Source organism: Streptomyces sp. GbtcB7 (assembly GCF_019091445.1).
Classification (GTDB): Bacteria; Actinomycetota; Actinomycetes; order Streptomycetales; family Streptomycetaceae; genus Streptomyces; species Streptomyces mirabilis.
Window position 1 is genome coordinate 21,429 of record NZ_JAGXJM010000030.1, and the last position, 17,651, is coordinate 39,079.

Consider the following 17,651-nt stretch of genomic DNA (forward strand, 5'->3'; position numbering starts at 1 on the left):
CGAGAAGCGATGTCAGCTCCCAGATACACCACCACTGGTTGACATCCAACCCAGTCGGCCCAGGTCAACAGGCTGCACACGACTAACTTCGCTGTCAAAGGACAACTGCCGAGTACCGCGACTGTGGGATCTCAGATGGTGTGGCCAAATTTCACGGCCATTGGCCACCTCGTGGCCGATTGGCCACGGATCTGAGATCCCCGAGCCACCTTGCTCGCACTTTTGGGTGCAGCGGCCCCCCGCCCGGCCGCACTGTCCGACCTGCGGGCTACGGTCGGGCCATGAGTACGCGCGCGTACGAAGGAACGTCCTGGCCGGAGCGGTCCGGGCCTTACGGCGCAGTCCTGCGGAGAGGAACACGAGCCCTCGCGCCCCCGTAGCCGCCCCGTCGTCCCCGCTCGATGCGAGTGCTCGTCGTACCGGCCATCCTGCTCGTGGCCCTCCTGCGGACCCTCGCGAGCGCATCCACTGCGCGGCCCTCGTCCGCCACGCCCCCTGCCGTCCCTGACTGGTCGACCTGCCCCAGCAACCGCCCGCCGCCGAACTGGCCTGGACCCGCGCTGGCCCCGTACCGAGGACACCCGGCAGACACCTGGCTCCGCACCCCGGCACCAGGTGGCTCCGCCGTCTTGGTGGCGGCCGTCGCCACCGCCGTACTGCTCACGGCGCTCGCACGCGTCTGAAGGGAAACACGACCATGCCGGACCTCCGCGCCGAAGTGCGTGCGAAGACACTCGACCGCATTACTTCGTACCAGGGGGCCAAAGACCGCTGGAACCTGTTCCGCAGCCTCAAGAACCTCATCGAACAGGCCATCCGCGACTACGAGCACCGCGCCCTGGTGGAGCTCCTGCAGAACGCCCACGACGCTCATGACACGGGCGACTTGGGAGGCCGGGTCCTGATCAGGCTCGACCACGACGAGGGGCCGCACGGCGCGGTGTACGTGGCGAACACCGGGCGGCCCGTCAGCCGCAGCAACTTCGACGCGATCACCGACATCGCCCAGTCGGACAAGCGCCCGGAGGAGGGCATCGGTAACAAGGGGATCGGCTTCAAGAGCGTTCTCCAGCTGACCGGAGCACCTCAGGTCTACTCCGTCTCCGAGGAAGGCGGCCGGGTCTTCGACGGCTACCGCTTCACCTTCGCCGACGAGACCTCGCTCAAGGACCTCCTGGACGGCGACGCCACTCTCGCGGCGGAGGTGGCCGCCGACGTCTTCCACCTCTGCCTGCCCGTGCCCCTGGACAGCGTTCCCGACACCGTGAACGCCTTCGCAGCTGACGGATACGTGACCGTGCTGCGCCTGCCGCTGAAGAGCGAGGAGGCCCGGGCCGAGGCGGCCGAACAGCTGACCATGCTGTCCGCCGGCCCGCCGGTGCTGCTCTTCCTGCGCCGGATCGGCTCGCTCACTGTCGAGGAGCGGCAGGACGGCATGGTCGACCGGCGCACCCTGGCCCGGACCGAGCGGGCGGACGCCGAACTCGACCGGCTCACGGTCAGTACGGTGACCGTCGGCGACGGCGGCGCCTTCGTCCTGCTCGACCGGCAGGTGGCGGCTGAGGCTTTCGGCGACGCGGTCGAACGCAGCGTGCTCGGCGACCACATCAGCGAGGGATGGCGCGACTGGCAGGGAGACGCCCGGGTCACGCTCGCGATTCCCGTCGAGGAAGGGTTGACCAAAGGACGCCTCTACACTCACCTGCCGATGGGCGAGCAGGCCGTTGCCCCCCTTCCGGCCCATGTGAACGCGCCCTTCTTCGCGAAGCTGGCCCGCGTGGACCTCGAGAAGACGGTCCCACTCAACGACTTCCTCCTGGACGAGCTGGCTCTCCTCGGGGCCGAGACGCTCCTCGCCTGCTCCGCCGGGACCCTGAAGCTCCCACCGACCCTCTGTGCGGACCTGCTGAGCTGGGACGCATCTATGTCCGACCGGCTGTCCCGGGCCTTCAAGCGCCTCGGACACGAGGTCGGCACCGCCCCGATCATCCCCCTGGCCCCGGGCGCGCGGCCGTGGGCCTCCCTCACGGAGGCCCGGCTCTGGGACGACAAGGACCGGACCCTGTTCACGACCGACCGGCTGAGCCGGGACGCGGACGCCGTACTCGTACACCCGTCCGTCACCGGGCAGCGTGCGGCCCGGCTCGAGAAGGCCGTCGCCACGCTCGTCGGCCGCTCACCCCGGCCGTCGGATGAACTACTGGCGAACTGGGCCGAGAGCCTGGCGCGCAGCCTCGCCGACGCGCCCTTTCGGCCGGAGTTGTGGGCCCGCTTCTACGACGAGCTCGCCGGCTGCGTCGAGCGGCCCCGCGCACTCCAGGGCCGCCGCATCCTCATGGACGACGACGGAAAGCTCCGGCTGTGCAACGCGGCCGACGGCAGGGTCAGGCGTGCCACGGCCTTCTTCTCGCCCAGAGCGGACGGCGAGGAACAGGCAGGATCCACGGAGCAAGGCCCCCGCCTTCCACGGTCGCTGCGCCACCGGGTCTTCTTCGTGTCGCGGAACATCCCGTGGAAGAACCGGCTCGGCAGCATCACGATCAAGCAGCGGGGCCGCCGGATGCTCGAAGACGGCGGTCTGGTCAACGAGTACCGCGCCGACGAACTGCTGGCACTGGTCGCCCGCTCCCTTCAGGACAAGCCCACGCCGGAGCTCGCGGCGGAGGTCCTCGCCTGGGCCTTCCGGCTCTCCAGGAGCGACACGGCACCGTGGCGGGACATCCAGGCCATGGGGCTGCTCGTCCCCGGCGCCGACGGTGTGTGGATACCCGCCTCGAAGGCCCTGCTCTGTGCCGAGTGGGGCGGAGAACGAGCGAAGCTGCTCGGAGAGCTCATCGACCGCGCGCAGGATGTCTCGGAGGAACTCGCGGTGCTCCGGGGCCGCTTGACCGCACCCCCGGAGCACCAGGCATTCCGGGGCGCGGACCGGGCGGAGTGGCGTGCCTTCCTCGGGCGTCTGGGGGTCGGCGCGGGGCTCTGCCCCGAGCCTGTGCCCCGCTCCACCCTACGGGCGGACGGCCGTCACTTCACGGACGGCAGGCCCCCGACTATGTCCCTGCCGCAGGCCACCGCGGAAGTCTGGCTGCGCCATGTGGAGAGGGAACCTCCCACGGATCGGCGGCCGTACACCGAGTACGTGGGCCAGACTCCTCTGTATCGGCTGCCCGGCCAGGACGACCACCACCATCTGTCCGACGCCACGAAGCGGGTGTACGCCCGGCTCGTGGCCGCCGGTTGCTCCGAGTGGGCCGCCGATGCCCTCCACGTCACCGTGCGGCGCTACAACGACCGGTGGGACTCCTTCAGCCTTCCCACACCGGTGACCGCCTTCCTCGCCGAGGCCGAGTGGATGCCCGTCGCGTCCCCGCGCGAGCGCGCCGACTGGCGCTTCGTACGGCCTGAGGCCGCCTGGACGCACGGGGACGAGGCCGCCCCGTCGTTCGTCCCCCTGCTGCCCTCGGCGCTGCGCCGTGCGTTCCAGGCGAACGACCGTGCGGTCCGTCGCGCAAGAGGCTGGGGACTTGAGCGGTGGGACTCCCCGGAGACCGCCGCGCGTCGGGTCCGCGAGCTCACCGAGCTCTTCCGCGACGGCGCCGTCCCCGAGACGATGACGGCCGCATTCCGCCGGGCGTACGAGGACGCCTGGGCGGAGTGCGCCCAGACGCGCCAGGACCCCTACCCCCAGGGCTCGGAGGCGGCGGTCGTCGTCAGCCGGGGCGGTCGGCTCGAAGCTGTCACACTCGCCGACGACACGGACTCCCCGAACACCGTGGATCACCTGTACGTGGAGGACACCGACGCACGCCAGCTCGTCCAGCTCCTCGAACAGCGCGGTGCCCCGTTGCTCCGCATGCGCAACATTCACGGGGGCGCGGTGGCCGCGCTCCTCCAACGGTGCTTCGGCTCGCGCGTCCGGAGGATCTCCCGAGCACGAGTCGAAGTCCGGGTGGACGGAGAGGCGTTCCACGCCGGGACCGCGGGCGACCCGCTGATCACGTCCGAGCGCGACTGGCTCCTCACCCTCGTCGCGGCCGTGATCGACCTGCGCGCCAGCCGCTTCCGCCGCCCCACCGCGGAGTCCGTGCGCCGCGGTTGCGCGATCGCCAAGCGCATCCAGATCGTCCACGCCGGCGTCCTGACCTCCGTCGTGGACGAGATCGCCGAGCGGCCCGGCCACGCCGGCAGACGGTGGCTGGCCGTCCCACACCAGGACACCCCGACTCTCCTGCTTGAGGGGCCCAACCAGGGCGAGGAGGACCTGCTCCAGCGGTCCGCCGCGGGGATCATGGAACTCCTCCACCACCCCGAACTCGCCGACACCCTCCGCATGGCCCTCCTCGACCTGAACACGGCCGGCTGGGGCCCGGGTCAGAGCCCGGACGCCGACGCGATCGCCGACATCCTGGGCGAGGACCGGGCCCGGGTGCGTGAGATCACCGCAACCCTGCGACAGCCCCTGGACGCCCTCCTGGACATCCTCGTGCCACTGCTCGCGACACTCGACCTCGAAGCGGCCCACGCCCTCCTGTCCAACGACGAGGCCCTCGCCTCAGAGACCGAACTGGACCGCTGGCTCGCCGCCCGGCTGACGCCGACGGACCACCGGACGCTGCGGGCGGCGGCCCGCCACCCCGACCTGGACACCGCCCGCAGGGCCATGTCGCTGTCGCTGCGCGAGCTCAACGCCGCGATCGCCGCCCTCGGTTCGACCTACCGGCCGCTGCGCAACGCCGAGGGCATCGAGCAGGAGTTCCGGCACTTCGTCGCCGGCCGGCGACGAAGCATCCTGGACGCGCTGCGGGTCGGCTTCCTGGACGCGTTCCGGTCCGGAGCCCCCCTGACCTCGTACGCCGAGAACCGGAATTTGACCGGACTCGTGCCGGACACCGCCTGGGCGGACGAACACCTCCATCTGGAGACCGCCCTCATGCAGGCGCACGTCGACCGCTGGCTCACCGGACTCGGGGCCCCGCCGCTCGGTACGGACGCGGGGCTGACGCCCGTGGACGAACTCCGGCTGACCAACCGGCCCCTCCTCCTGGAACGGCTGAAGCGCGCACGGACCCTGATCCACGCGTGGGAGGCCGCGCACGGCGAGTCCACCTCCGGCCTCCCGGGGGACCCGGAGAACCTCACGACCGAGGCCACCGCCGCCGGGCTGCTCGACTTTTTCCCGCTCGACGACGCCACGACGCTGCGCTGGCTCCGAACCGGAGACCGCTGGCCCGCCGCCGTCCCGCTCGCCCTGACACCCGGAGACCTCGGCCTGACGACTGGTCAGCTGGACGACGCCGAACGGCAGGAGAAGAGGGAGCGGCGGCTGCGGCAGGAGGAGCGGCGGCACATCGTGGTGGACCGCACGAGGATGTCGGCGGAGGAGGACAACTACCACGCGATCGTGGAGGCCGTACGGGGCGGCCTCACCCCCGAGTTCCTCGGCTCCGCGGGCGACGCCCCGCTCGTCGCACTGGGCCGGCAGACACAGCGGCTCCCTGGCGCCGGGCGCCCCGGATTCTCCGCTGGCCGACGGGGCAAGCTCTCCGACACACAGGCGCTCGCGGTCGGACTCGCGGGGGAGGTCGCCGCCCTCGCCTGGCTCATGAACCGGTACGACGCCGTGGACGAGAGCGCGTGGGTGTCGAGCTACCGCAACAAGGTCCTGGGTGACGGCATGGGCGACGACACGCTCGGCTACGACCTCATCGTCGAGAGGAAACGGTCGAGCCTGCTCTTCGAGGTGAAGTCCTCGGCCGGAGGCGAGGGGGAGTTCGTCCTCTCGCCCACCGAGATTGCCCGGGCGCGCTCCCTGAAGAAGCGAGAGACGTACCACATCCTGTACGTCTCCCACGCCCTCGACGCCGACCTGCGGAAGATCCACCTCCTACCCAACCCGCTCCACCCCCGGTCGGCCCACTTCTTCCGCTCGGTCGGCGAGGGCCTGCGCTACAGGTTCCAGCTGTCGCGGACGGGGGAGCGCCGGACGGGGACCTAAGCGAAATAAATGCTTGGCAACCCAATCCAGTCGGGCCAAGTCAACGCACTGATCGCGACCAACCCAGCTGTCAAATGACAACTGCATGGTCCGGCGTTGTGGCGTGCGCCAGCCTCATGTGGGCAGGGGGCCAGCCAGTTGTCGCTTGGTCGGTCCATCCAGTCCGAAGTCCCATGTCGAGGATTTGGACACGGTCGTGAGACTGAACGGCTGGACACGAGCATGAGACTCCACAAAAGCCGCAGTTCGGAGTCCCTTCGTAGGACGTGAGCCGCGAGACCCTACAGCGACGTGGTGGAGCGGATCAAGGCACGACGCATTGCGGTTGGAGTCCGTGGCCATCTCTGTGGAGGGAGTAGCCCAGGAAGCTGCCGGTTAGACGTGGACGCCCCGCAGAACGTGGGCACCGTCCCTGGCCTGTGGATTTCGGCACCTTGATCCCCTACACCACTTGGCGGGACACCATCCGGCGAACTTGCCCCCTGTCATCCAATCGAGGGGCTTGACAACTAACCCAGCCACTTCGGCTGTATATGACTGAGCCTAGGCGTGCAGCGTGAGCACTCGTGGTGCGCGACGAACAAGACCAGACGCAACCGTTCGACACAAAGGACAACACGGTGACTGAGACCAACTGGCAGCTGGTCGCGGATGCGCTTGGCCATCTGTACGCAGGACCGACCGCAGAGCAGGGTGCCATCGCCGACGAGTTGAAGTTTCCCCTGGCACCGGGCACACCCACCCCAGTCGCTGCCGCCCTACTCCGCGCTCACCTTGCGAAACCACTGCGCCTGCGAGAGCACCCTCCAATCGACGAGCCGGAGTACGACTACCTCGCCCGCGTAGCAACTGAGACGAACTTGCACATCCCAGTCCTCGATCAGATAGGCAGCCGAGATCTTCTGGACGCATGGCTCGAAGTCGCCTGGGCACGGCGAACGGTCCACCACCTCGAACGCTTATGCCCCGAGGTGGGTGATGTCGCCATCACCGTGAGGAGAAGAAAGCCCGAGGAGGACCGGTACGGACAGATCAGCTCGATCAGCCGCAACGGCCAGCTGAACTTCCGCGGTGGTCTCGGCAGAAGAGCGTGGCCCCACACCGTCAAGCGCCTCGCGAAGGTCAGCGACGCCGACCACGGCGAACTTCTCACCAGGGCACGTGAGGAAGTCGCCGCCGAGGACCGGCACCCTGAGCATGTCACCAACCGAGAGCTCGCAATGCTCGACAAGTGGAAGGTCCCACGTCGCTCCTCGCTGGCGGACTGTCGAGCTCTCCAAGAGGCCCTGGACAGCGCCACGGAGGAACGACCGATGCAGGTGGTTCTGGAGAACCACCCAACGCTCCTCGCCAACATGATCACGGGCAACCACGGAGTATGGGTCCGACCGCAGGTTCGCCTGGGCGACCAGTACGTCTCCGACTTCCTCATCGCCAGCCAGACCTCAGCAGGGATGCGCTGGCACCTCGTCGAACTCGAATGCCCCACAGCGCGACTCACCAACGTCGGCAACGGGCGCGAATCTCCCACGCTGCGCCATGCCATCGAACAGATCCAGGACTGGCGCGAGTGGCTGAAGACCAATCTCCTGGCCGCCCGGGAAAAGCTCCCAGGCATCACCGTGGACGCACGCGGACTCGTCATCATGGGACGGGAGGACGGGACGGACAGCGCCCGCGAGATCCGGGATCGCCGGTCCGCCAATGACCGGATCGAGGTCCGGACGTATGACTGGCTCCTGCGCGCCGCCCGCCGCGCCGACTCTATGGCCCGGGGCCTGCTCGACGAGGAAACCGGAGACCTCGACCTGGACTGGTAGCAGACGTCGCCCGCGGACACACTTGGGCCGTTGCCTCATCTCAGCAAAGTCGCAAGCTATCGCCACCCGCATATGGACACCGGCACGCGGAACATGACGGTCCGTCGCTGACCGAGCGAGGGCTCCTCGAAGCAACGACACCGGAGACGACCTGGCTGTCAGCCGCTACGGCATGCCCCCCAGCGCGCCCCTAGTCACCCACGCGGAGCCGTCGGCCCATGCCGAAGGCGAAGCCAGAGGAGCCCTCCGTTCCTGTGACTGAGCACTCAGGATGGCGGATCGGAGCACTCTTGTAGGCGGCGAACCAGTGCGTGCCCCGGCGAGTACAACGGCGCGGTCACCACGGCGAACCGGTCCCCTGGCCCGGGTGCTGACCAGTCACGGCAGCTCGCTGTGGCGGAGCGCGGGAAAAACTGTCTCGTTGCGGGGCATGGTGGGACGACACTGTGCGGGTGAAGCTGTTCGATCTGGGCTTTGAGCCCGAAGAGGTGATCGCGCATCCCCGACACCAGGCCGCACAGGCGGACTTGGTGCCGTTGATCGAGCGCGTACGGGCCTGCCGCAGCCCGCAGGACGGCTACGAACTGCAACAGGATCTGCTGCAACATCTCCTCGAAGTGGAGGAACACCGCAACGCCTTCAGCAAGGCGGTCAAGCGCATGCGCGCCGGCAAGGCGCCGCAAGCCGGTGCGCCCGAACCGCAGTCAGGGCTGCACCTGTCCGACATCGAGACGTGGATCCTCGAGCGCGAGCTGTGCGAGCGCGTGGCGCGGCAGTTCCGCTCGATCGGCGACGCGCTGGCCTGGCGGGCCTTCAACCACGACCGCCGGTACATCCTGGCCCTGTGCCGAAACGCGCCGCCCGGAATCATGGCAGGCAAGGCCGGCCTGAAGACGGAGCTGGAGACCGTAGAGAGCCACTGGCGCGACAACGGCCACTTCGCACTCATGCACGACCTGACCAACTGCCTGCGGATCGGCGACACCACCGTCTGGCAGGACGACGGAGCGCACACCTATGAGATCAAGACCAACACCAGGTACCGCAATCCTGTCCAGGAGGAGCGGATCGCGACCGCATACGAGGCCATCCGCACCGGATCCGCATTGCCCGGGGACAACGCCAGCGAGCGGCTCCATGACATCGACACCCCACTGCTGACGCACATGGAGCTGCTGCAGACCGCGACCCAACGCGCCGCCAAGGACGGGATCTTCGCCGCCAAGGTGCCTGGCAGCCGTGCCCTGATCGCCGTCGACCTGTACGGCGTGATCAGCCGGAGCTGGACGCCGCAGGAGTTCAAACAACGGGTGGCCCGCCAATGGAACGCCGCGCGGCGCCGCGCACGCATCGGGGACCAGCTCGACTTGAACATGCACGCCACGACTCTGGACAGCGTCTCGCGCGACCCGCTGCGCGTCCCGTGGGGCGTCTACCCCCTACACCCCGTTGCCGCAGCGCGCCTGATCGGCGACGTCATGACCTTCGTGGTGGAGACCTCCGGCCCGTCCCTGGCCGCAGACCTGACCGCTCGGGGGCTCCCGGCGCAGTGGGTGCGCCCACCGGGAACCGAGGACCTGGTGGCTGGCGAGGTCGTCATGGAGATGCACAGCCGGGCCGAATGGCGCACTCCCAACGGACTCACCGCCGAGCTGTCCCGGACACTGCAGCTAAGGCGCTCGGAAATGGACCGCTACCTGATCGAACTGCTGGACCAGGACTGCTGGGCAGCAGGGATCCGGCACCTGTTGCTGTCCCCGGACACCTCCGACCGGCCGTGGCCTGTCTTCCGCGACGAGGGCCACACCTGGCTGTGACGACTCACTGGCGTGGCCTGCTGGAGCTGTAGTGAAGTTCCGGGTTCACCTCCCCGGGCCCGGGTGTGACTTTGACCGCTACTTGGCGGGACTCCGGGAACGAGGCCCAGGTTGTAGCCAGGCGTTGATTTGTCATTGGCGATTCCGTGGATCGATAGCTGGCGAGTGTGGAACGTCTCTTGGTCACCAGATGTGATGGCTTCGCCTGGCAGCGACGAGGAGCCCGACCAGCGCGATTCCCAGACGAGTGGTCAGGCGATCACGCCGCGGTGCTGGCGAACTCCGCGCTACTGGGCTTCGGCGCTGTTCGGGCTGTGGCGCTCGACCCGGCTGTCGGCCTGCTCGTCGTCGGCCTCGCGGTGCGGGAGGGCATTGAAGCCTGGCAGCGAGGGATGCGGCTGCTGCTGACCACGTCGCCACAGGCGCCAGCTCGGCGCGGGCCAAGAGCCGCACCTGTGGGCCAGTCGTCGGCGGACGCGGGTCGAACAGCCCCCGAGTCTGCGACCCGCGCCCTGCGGAGGGGCGGCAGGCAAGGTTTTGCGGCCTCCGGTGGCACATTCTGGAGGTGGGGCACGTTCGCCCGCCGGCCGAAGAAGGTGATCGGCATGATGTGGTACGACGGCTGGGGGTGGGGCGGCTGGTTCGCCATGGCGATCTTCATGGTGTTGTTCTGGGTGCTGGTGATCGCCGGTGTCGTCGTGCTTGTGCGCTACCTCACAGGCAGCCATCGCCCCCACCAGGGCGGCCCATCCGCTGGCACAGGTGAAGCCGGGTGGGGAAGCAGGCGGGCAGAGGATGTGCTCGCCGAGCGGTTCGCCCGTGGGGAGATCGACGAGGATGAGTTCAAACGCCGACTGACGCTGCTGCGGGAGCACCGGTAACCGCGCGGGCAGGGATTCTGGGCCGTTCGACGGCAGGTGCGGGCCGAACGGCCCAGGGCCGGGGCGCTTGCTCGCAGGAGGCTGGTAAGCGGACAAGGTAGCGGCTCCGACCGTCGACCCGGCGGGCGTCGGCAGGAACGGGGTCGTGGAGGTGAGGACCGGGAGCCCGCCGGTGTCTTCGGCGTGGAGTCGCCAGCCGGGGTTGCGGCGGCGGACGAGGAGTCGGTATGCGGTGTGCCGGTGCCCGGCGAGGCGGGCTTGGCCCCGCCGGTTCCGCTGCTCGGCTTGTCTGCGGGGGTGGACGGGGTGCCGGTGGGCTTGTGCGTCGGCTTGTCCGAGGGGTCGGGCTTCGGGTCGGTCGCGGTCTTGGCGTTGGTGACGGTCACGGTCACCGGGGCGCCGGGGCCCGCGCTGAACGTCTTGGACGGCTTGTAGAGGTCGTAGCCCACGGGAGCCTCGATCTCCTTGACCCAGAACTGCGTCTTCCGGTTCGGTACCGGCAGCTCTCCGGAGGCTGTGCCCTTTGCGCCGGTGGTCAGGGTGAGCAGCGTCGAGTCGCCGGTGCCGATGTTCACGGTCGCGCCGGCCAGGAGCTTGCCGGTCTTGTCGTCCTTGGCCTGCAGGAGGACCTTGGCGGCCTTGAACGGATCGGTGATCGTCAATCGCGTGGTCGCGCCCGGGGTGACGATGACGTCTTGGTCGGCGACGACCTCGTGGATCGGGCTGCCTGTCGGGACTCCCGAGAGTTCCTTCCGGTCGATGCATCTTCTCCTCACCTGCGACGCTGATGAGCCGAGGTTCACTCGATCGCATGGAGAGTTCGGCGTTCGGTCGAGATTCCTGAAGGTCTACCGCTATCTATGACGCATGGTCGTTGGCATTGAACTGAGGCATGGATGACGCTCGCGGTCGTCCGGTCGATCGGGACACCCCGGCAACTGGAGACGGCGCAAGAGCACGAGGACTTCGAGCAGGAATTGGTCGACCAGTTCCTGCTGGCCGGAGTTGGCGCCGGGCTGAGCGACGACTCCATCGCAGACGACCGCCGGGCGATCTTCGAGTTCGTGCGCTTCCTCAGCCGGCCGGTGTGGGCGACAGCGCCGGAGGACGCGGACCGATTCCTTGCGTATCAACGCAAGGTGAAGCGGCTGGCTCACAGCACGGTCCAGAGGAAAGCGTGGACGCTCGCCCAGTTTTTCGACTTCCTAATCGCCCGTTACCAGGGCGACGTGTACACGCTGACCGGCCATGTGCTGGTGCAGCCGATCGACGAGTTCAACCGCCCCGCGAAGAGCGAATACGGGACGCCGCGAATCCCGCCGTCGGAGCCAGAGGTGGGCCAACTGTTCGCCGGGTGGCGGGAGTCACTGGGGCAGGCGCGGAAATTCCTGCCCGCCGCTCGGGACTACATGGCCGCCTCGCTGTGGCGCCGGGTCGGTACGCGGATCGGCGAGACGGTCAAGCTGGACATTCGCGACTGGCGGCCAGACCTGGGAGAGTTCGGCAAGTTCCACGTCCGGCACGGCAAGGGCAGCCGAGGGCGGGGGCCGAAGAGTCGCCTGCTGCCGGCCATCAACTCGACGGACGTCCTGATGGACTGGTGGCTCGGTGATGTGCGGCATCAGTTCGGCGACGACTACGCCAACCCCGACGCCCCGATGTTCCCCAGCGAGCGCCGTGATCCCCACACGCGGTTTTGTCTCCGGGCCGGAGACGACGCGCTGCGGTCGGGGTTGAAGAGCGCGGTCGACGCATTCCTGCCCTCGTGGTCCGGGAGGCTGACGCCACATGTGCTTCGGCACTTCTGCGCGTCCTCGCTCTACCTGCAGGGCGTCGATCTGAAGGCTGTGCAGGAGCTGTTGGGCCACGAATGGCTGTCCACGACGACCCGGTACATCCACGTGCACGACAACCACATTGAGCAGACGTGGGTCGCAGCGAACCAACGTGTCGCGTCCCGGCTGGGCCTGAGATGAGGAGGAGGGCATGCGCTGGAATTTGCGGATGAAAGCCGCCGAGCAAGGGATCTGGAAGTCCACAGAGATGCGTCGGCGTCTGGCGGAGGCCGGCCTGGAGATCAGTACGGGGAAAATGTCCGCGCTGTGGACAGGAACACCTACCACTGTCCGGCTCGATGACCTGGACATCATCTGCGCGGTGCTGAGTTGCACGACCGCAGACCTGCTGATCCACGAACCGGAGGTGGCGGCAGCCCGCCAACCGAAGTCCGAACCACAGGCCGCGACCGGCTCTCCAACGGTTGTCCCGAGGTTCGGGCGCGGCCGAACCCTCCCACCGGTCTGATGACGGCGCCGAGGATCTGCCCGAAATGCCGCGAGCGGCCGGTGGCCAATCACCACTCGAAGTACTGCCACCGCTGTCGGCCACAACCGTGCGACCCGCCACCGTGCCGACAGTGCGGCTCGACACAGGACTACTGGACGGCCTACAAATGCCGTAGCTGCTACAGAGGTTCACCTGAGCTCCCAGTGTCCTGCCCGGGCTGCTTCGCTTGGGGGATGCTGCGCAGTTACGGCGGGCTGTGCCTGGCGTGCCGGGGCTGGCGTAGGGCCTACCCCGGACCGCGGCCGTGCATGATCTGCAGACGAGAGCGATGCCTACGCGACCGTGCGTGCCGCTTGTGTTGGCGGCAGGCCCGGCTGCTGCGGCACCCAAAGCGCGCCTTGGAGCCGGAGGCAGCGAACCGGCACGGGCAGCAGTTGTTTCTCGCCGACATGGAGCGACGCCTGCAATTGAAGCGGGTCCGTCCCGAAAACTCGAGGCACCTCAACCTACGTTCTCGACTGATTCCCCACCGCTGTTGGTCCCAGTCCAGTACCGGCAGCTCGTGCTGTTCCCACCGCACAAGCGCGAACTGCGACGTGGGCAGCAATACGGGTTTCCCGACGTCGACGCGCCGGGGATCACGGCGGCCTTGGAAACGGCGGCCGATGACTACGCGCGGCGCCACGGGCTGAAGAAGGGATCCGCCTTCGGTCTCAGTCGCGGACTGCGCATCCTGCTCGCCTTGCAGGACACCCCCGGTACGCCTTTCCGGGCAACCGACATCGTGCCTCTTTCGACGTTGCACCTGCCTGTCAAGCCGATCCTGAAGCTGCTTGCCGAGGTCGGAATGCTCGACGACGATCGCACCCCGCGGGTCGTGACCTGGTTCCACGAGCAGACCGCTTCGCTTCCCGAAACGATGGTCAGTGAGCTGACCAGCTGGTTCGAATTGGTCCTCAATGGGGCGACATCCGCGCCACGGGTCAAAGCCCGCCCGCACCAGTGGATCCACAAGAAGGTGTACGAAGCGATGCCCGCCCTGCGGACGTGGGCCGCCAGAGGCAAGGAATCGCTGCGGTCCGTCACACGTGCCGATGTCCTCGCCGTGCTCCCCGGTGTGGGGACACCGCGCGTGGCAATGCTCCAGGGCCTGCGGCACATCATGCGGCTCCTGAAGCGCCGAGGGGTCATCTTCACCGATCCCACCACGCGGATCTCCGGTGGCAGCACGTTCCCAACCGTGCCGTTACCGGTCCATGTGGCCGACCTCCGCGAGACCCTCAAAGACGAGGCGGCTCCAAAGGCGGCGCTGGCTTCGCTGATCATCTTCCACGCGCTCACCTCCAAGGAGCTGCAGACGATGCTTACCACTGACCTGGGCGACGGGCGTCTGTTCCTGCAAGACCGCACAGTCCTGCTTGCCAACAAGGTACGCACCCGCCTGGAGAAATACCGGGAATACCGAACCAAGCGGTGGCCGCGCACCTCCAATCCGCACCTGTTCATCTCCCAGACAACCGCCTGCGGCACGTGCCGAGTCAGCCACGTGTGGATCAACGACACTCTCGGCATGCCGGCCCGTCGACTTCGCGAGGACCGTCTCCTTCACGAAGCAGAAGCCACCGGCGGCAACCCCCGCCGCATCTGCGACCTGTTCGGTTTGTCCGTCGGCGTGGCCTTGCGCTACACCTCCACCGTCGGTCAACCCGGCCTCATCGAATACAACCTCCGCAACGCCTCACCGCGCCCAAGACCAAGGGATGAGTAGAAACACCATCGTCACCGGCTTCCCGGTCCTGGCCACGGTGCTGTGTTCGAGGACGACAGGCTGGTCTTCAGGTGCCGATGACAGGGGTGTCATCCGGTGGCCGTGGGGGTGGACTGGTGGTCAGGTGGCGTGTGAGGTTGTCGCCGGATTCGTGGGTGAGAGGGCCGACGGGGTCCAGGCCGAGGTGGTCGGCGAGGTCACGGGTGTGGAGGCGGGCGGCTGCCTCCAACAGGGTGGCGTAGGTGTCGGCGGCGGTGCGGGTGCGGCGCCAGCTGGTGAAAGCAAGGACGGCCGTGATGGCGGTGGCTGGCCACCACCATGCGGCAAGGGGGAGGTAGAGCAGGGCCCAGGCGGTCAGAGTGGTGGCCCGGGTGAGGGCTTGGCGGGCGGCGATGATCTCAGTGCGGGTGGTGTCGGGCAGGATCAGCCATAGGTGCGGCCACAGAGCGGCCAGGTCAAGGTGGTAGTCGCGCTCCAGGCGTACGGCTACGGCATGGATGCGGTCGCCGCTCCACGTGGGGCGGTCGGGGCGCTCGGGGGAGATGCGGGTCATCGCCGCACGGGCGGCATACCGAGCGGCCGGGTCGACCCGTGAGCCGCTGGCGCGGGCAACAGCTGCCTCGTCTCGGTGGCGGTGCCAATCCTCAGCAGCTGTCCCCCAGCGGGTTTGCCGCCATGCGGTGGCCCGATGTGAGAGGCGACGGGCCCCGGCAGGCCAGGCGCGCCAGTCGACGGCAAGGTGGAGCTGTTCGACCAGGGAACCGAGAGCTTGTGCGACCAGCCCCAGGGCGGCGGCGCCGGCCAGGACAGCAGCCAGCAGCACCACTTGGCCTCCGGCAGTGTCGGCAGCGGGGGCATTGGCCCACTCGGTGATCTGGCTGGTGAGCCGTTGAAGGTCGAAGGGGTGGCCCTGGCCGAGGGCACGGGCGCTGGCGGCCACGGCCAGGTAGAGAGTGCCGGGCAGGACCAGGAGGGAGAGCCACCGCTCGGCAAGGTTTTTGCCGAGTTCCGCCAGCATTCCACCCATCGGCTACAACCGGTCCCGGCGCAGCGCTCCCCCGCTGATCGCGCAGCGGGGTACCGGGACGGGTCCCTGCGACCACCAGAAGCGTGCACATTGCGCAGCAGGGCACAGGTACACCGGCTCAGATGTGCTTTCGCGGTCAGCGCCCGCGGGATGAACACCACGATCTGCTGTACGAATGTAGGCGTGGAGGCCCCGGGCATCGCCGAGCCCCTGCAGGACGGCGTGAAGCACATCCACCGGGCCGGCAATCTCCCCGTCCCTGCGTGCTGCGATCAACACTTCCTCGAGAATGCCGTCGTTCCCGGCCGGGGAATTGTGCAGACGCTTACGGATTTCCTCCACGCTTGAACAGACGGCCGCCAGCCTTTGCGCCGTCTCATCAGCATCAGGCATACGCTCCCTCAACCCCTACCCCACTCAGGACCCCGCCATCAGTCCCCACGCTGCCAAATCGTTCAGACAACGGTGAGGATGTCCTGCAACTCCGCACTATTCAATGGATTGTGCTACTACCATCATAAAGCGTGGGTGATCGGGGGCGCAGTGCGTGATGAACAACTGGCTGCGGTACAGGCACGATTGCGGCGGATCGATGAGAGGCGCGGTCTGTCTCCTGTACTGGAACCCGGAGCCCTTCGCGAAGCACGAGAACTCGCTGAAAGCCAAGTCGAGGGCGATGTAGAAGCCCTGTTGACGCTCGGCGCGTTCCACTGGTGCCGCTACCTTGCGCTACCTGAGAGTGAAGACCAAGCAGATCTGGCGGCCGCTGCTGAAGCATTCACCGTGCCCTTCGTTTTGGGCATCGCTGACCTGCCAGATCCGTTGCTGCCACTCCTCGCCGATGCCGCATTTCCTCTGGCTGTCCAGATGTACCACCACGCACTTGCCTCGCCTGACACCGAGTGGGTCTTCGACACGGCAGATCTGTGGCAGCGCATCGTGCAGGCCACCCCCGCCGACCACCCCGGCCGCGCGTGGCGGCTATCCAACCTCGGCCTCGCCCTACAAGTCTGGTCAGAGCGGAGCGGCACGCTGGAGGACTTGGACACCGCCATCGCAGCAGGGCAGGAGGCGGTGGCCATCACCCCCGCCGATAACCCCGACCGCGCGATAATGCTGTCCAACCTCGGGAGCGCCCTGCAGTCCCGGTTCCGGCGGAGCGGCACGCTGGAGGACCTGGACACCGCCATCGCTGTAGGGCACGAGGCGGTAGCCACCACCCCCGCCGACCACCCCAACCACGCGATAATGTTGTCCAACCTCGGGAACGCCCTGCAGTCACGGTTCGAACGGACCGGCACGCTGGAGGACCTGGACACCGCCATCGCCGTGGGGCAGGAGGCGGTGGCCACCACTCCCGTCGATCACTCCGACCACGCGGACCGGCTGTCCAACCTCGGGAACGCCCTGCGTATCCGGTTCGAACGGACCGGCACGCTGGAGGACCTGGACACCGCCATCGCCGTGGGGCAGGAGGCGGTGGCCACCACTCCCGTCGATCACTCCGACCACGCGGACCGGCTGTCCAACCTCGGGAACGCCCTGCGTGCCCGGTTCGAACGGACCGGCACGCCGGAGGACCTGGACACCGCCATCGAACACCTCCAAAACGCGGTGGCCACTACCTCTGCCGACCACCCCGGCCGCACCGCGATCCTGTCCAACCTGGGCATCGCCCTTCAGTCGCGGTTCGAGCGAAGCGGCACAGCGGAGGATCTGGACACCGCCATCGCCGTAGGGCAGGAGGCAGTGGCCACCACGCCCACCGACCACCCGAACCGCACCGCGTTCCTGTCCAACCTGGGCATCGCCCTGCTGAGGAGGTTCGAGTGGAGCGGCATGCTGGAGGACCTGGACACCGCCATCGAACACCTCCAAAACGCGGTGGCCACCACCCCAGCCGACCACCCCGACCACACGCGTTCGCTGTCCAACCTCGGACATGCCCTACGCACCCGGTTCGAACGAACCGGCACGCCGGAAGACCTGGACACCGCCATCGAACACCTCCAAAACGCGGTGGCCACCACCCCAGCCGACCACCCCGACCACACGCGTTC

9 protein-coding genes and 1 pseudogene are annotated in these 17,651 nt (G+C 68.1%); 8 read left to right on the forward strand and 2 right to left on the reverse strand.

The annotated features are described in order from the left end of the window. Positions 1–697 precede the first annotated feature (697 nt). From KVT44_RS38535 to KVT44_RS60690, 4 genes are all read left to right on the forward strand, one after another. Entirely contained in the window at positions 698–5,992 is a 5,295-nt protein-coding gene (locus KVT44_RS38535; protein ID WP_217572228.1) for a sacsin N-terminal ATP-binding-like domain-containing protein, read from the forward strand. Positions 5,993–6,612: 620 nt separating this feature from the next. Next, entirely contained in the window at positions 6,613–7,812 is a 1,200-nt protein-coding gene (locus KVT44_RS38540) for a Shedu anti-phage system protein SduA domain-containing protein (RefSeq protein ID WP_217572230.1), read from the forward strand. A gap of 452 nt (positions 7,813–8,264) precedes the next feature. Next, entirely contained in the window at positions 8,265–9,629 is a 1,365-nt protein-coding gene (locus KVT44_RS38545; protein WP_217572232.1) for a hypothetical protein, read from the forward strand. Positions 9,630–9,898: 269 nt separating this feature from the next. Beyond that, entirely contained in the window at positions 9,899–10,510 is a 612-nt protein-coding gene (locus KVT44_RS60690; RefSeq protein WP_308314228.1) for a hypothetical protein, read from the forward strand. A gap of 161 nt (positions 10,511–10,671) precedes the next feature. Here KVT44_RS60690 and KVT44_RS58705 read toward each other — a convergent pair. Next, a pseudogene (locus KVT44_RS58705) lies at positions 10,672–11,241 on the reverse strand (hypothetical protein); the annotation flags it as partial. Between the two features lie 165 nt (positions 11,242–11,406). On the opposite strand from KVT44_RS58705, the gene KVT44_RS38560 reads away from it, so the two are divergent. The 3 genes from KVT44_RS38560 (at position 11,407) to KVT44_RS38570 (ending at position 14,564) form a co-directional block, all read left to right on the forward strand. After that, a complete protein-coding gene (locus tag KVT44_RS38560) occupies positions 11,407–12,486 on the forward strand; it encodes a tyrosine-type recombinase/integrase (protein ID WP_217572236.1) in 1,080 nt (359 codons plus the stop codon). A 10-nt stretch (positions 12,487–12,496) separates the two neighbouring features. Then, positions 12,497–12,814 (forward strand): helix-turn-helix transcriptional regulator, encoded by a 318-nt coding sequence (locus tag KVT44_RS38565; RefSeq protein ID WP_217572238.1) that lies wholly within the window; start codon positions 12,497–12,499, stop codon positions 12,812–12,814. Between the two features lie 544 nt (positions 12,815–13,358). Continuing rightward, positions 13,359–14,564 carry a hypothetical protein gene (locus tag KVT44_RS38570; RefSeq protein ID WP_217572240.1) on the forward strand — a complete coding sequence of 402 codons (1,206 nt, stop codon included), beginning with the start codon at positions 13,359–13,361 and terminating at the stop codon, positions 14,562–14,564. A 67-nt stretch (positions 14,565–14,631) separates the two neighbouring features. On the opposite strand, the gene KVT44_RS60195 is transcribed toward KVT44_RS38570, so the two are convergent. After that, positions 14,632–15,582: a hypothetical protein gene (locus KVT44_RS60195; RefSeq protein WP_217572248.1), complete on the reverse strand. Its 951-nt coding sequence runs from the start codon at positions 15,580–15,582 to the stop codon at positions 14,632–14,634. A 552-nt stretch (positions 15,583–16,134) separates the two neighbouring features. On the opposite strand from KVT44_RS60195, the gene KVT44_RS60695 reads away from it, so the two are divergent. Then, on the forward strand, positions 16,135–17,651 hold a 1,517-nt coding region (locus KVT44_RS60695), incomplete at its 3' end, for a tetratricopeptide repeat protein (protein WP_217572250.1).

What these genes read in the sequence shown, in the direction of transcription:
- KVT44_RS38565 (WP_217572238.1), top strand. Translation starts at nt 12,497, where the DNA reads ATGCGCTGGAATTTGCGGATGAAAGCCGCCGAGCAAGGGATCTGGAAG.
- KVT44_RS60195 (WP_217572248.1), bottom strand. Translation starts at nt 15,582, where the DNA reads ATGCTGGCGGAACTCGGCAAAAACCTTGCCGAGCGGTGGCTCTCCCTC.
- KVT44_RS38560 (WP_217572236.1), top strand. Translation starts at nt 11,407, where the DNA reads ATGACGCTCGCGGTCGTCCGGTCGATCGGGACACCCCGGCAACTGGAG.
- KVT44_RS38535 (WP_217572228.1), top strand. Translation starts at nt 698, where the DNA reads ATGCCGGACCTCCGCGCCGAAGTGCGTGCGAAGACACTCGACCGCATT.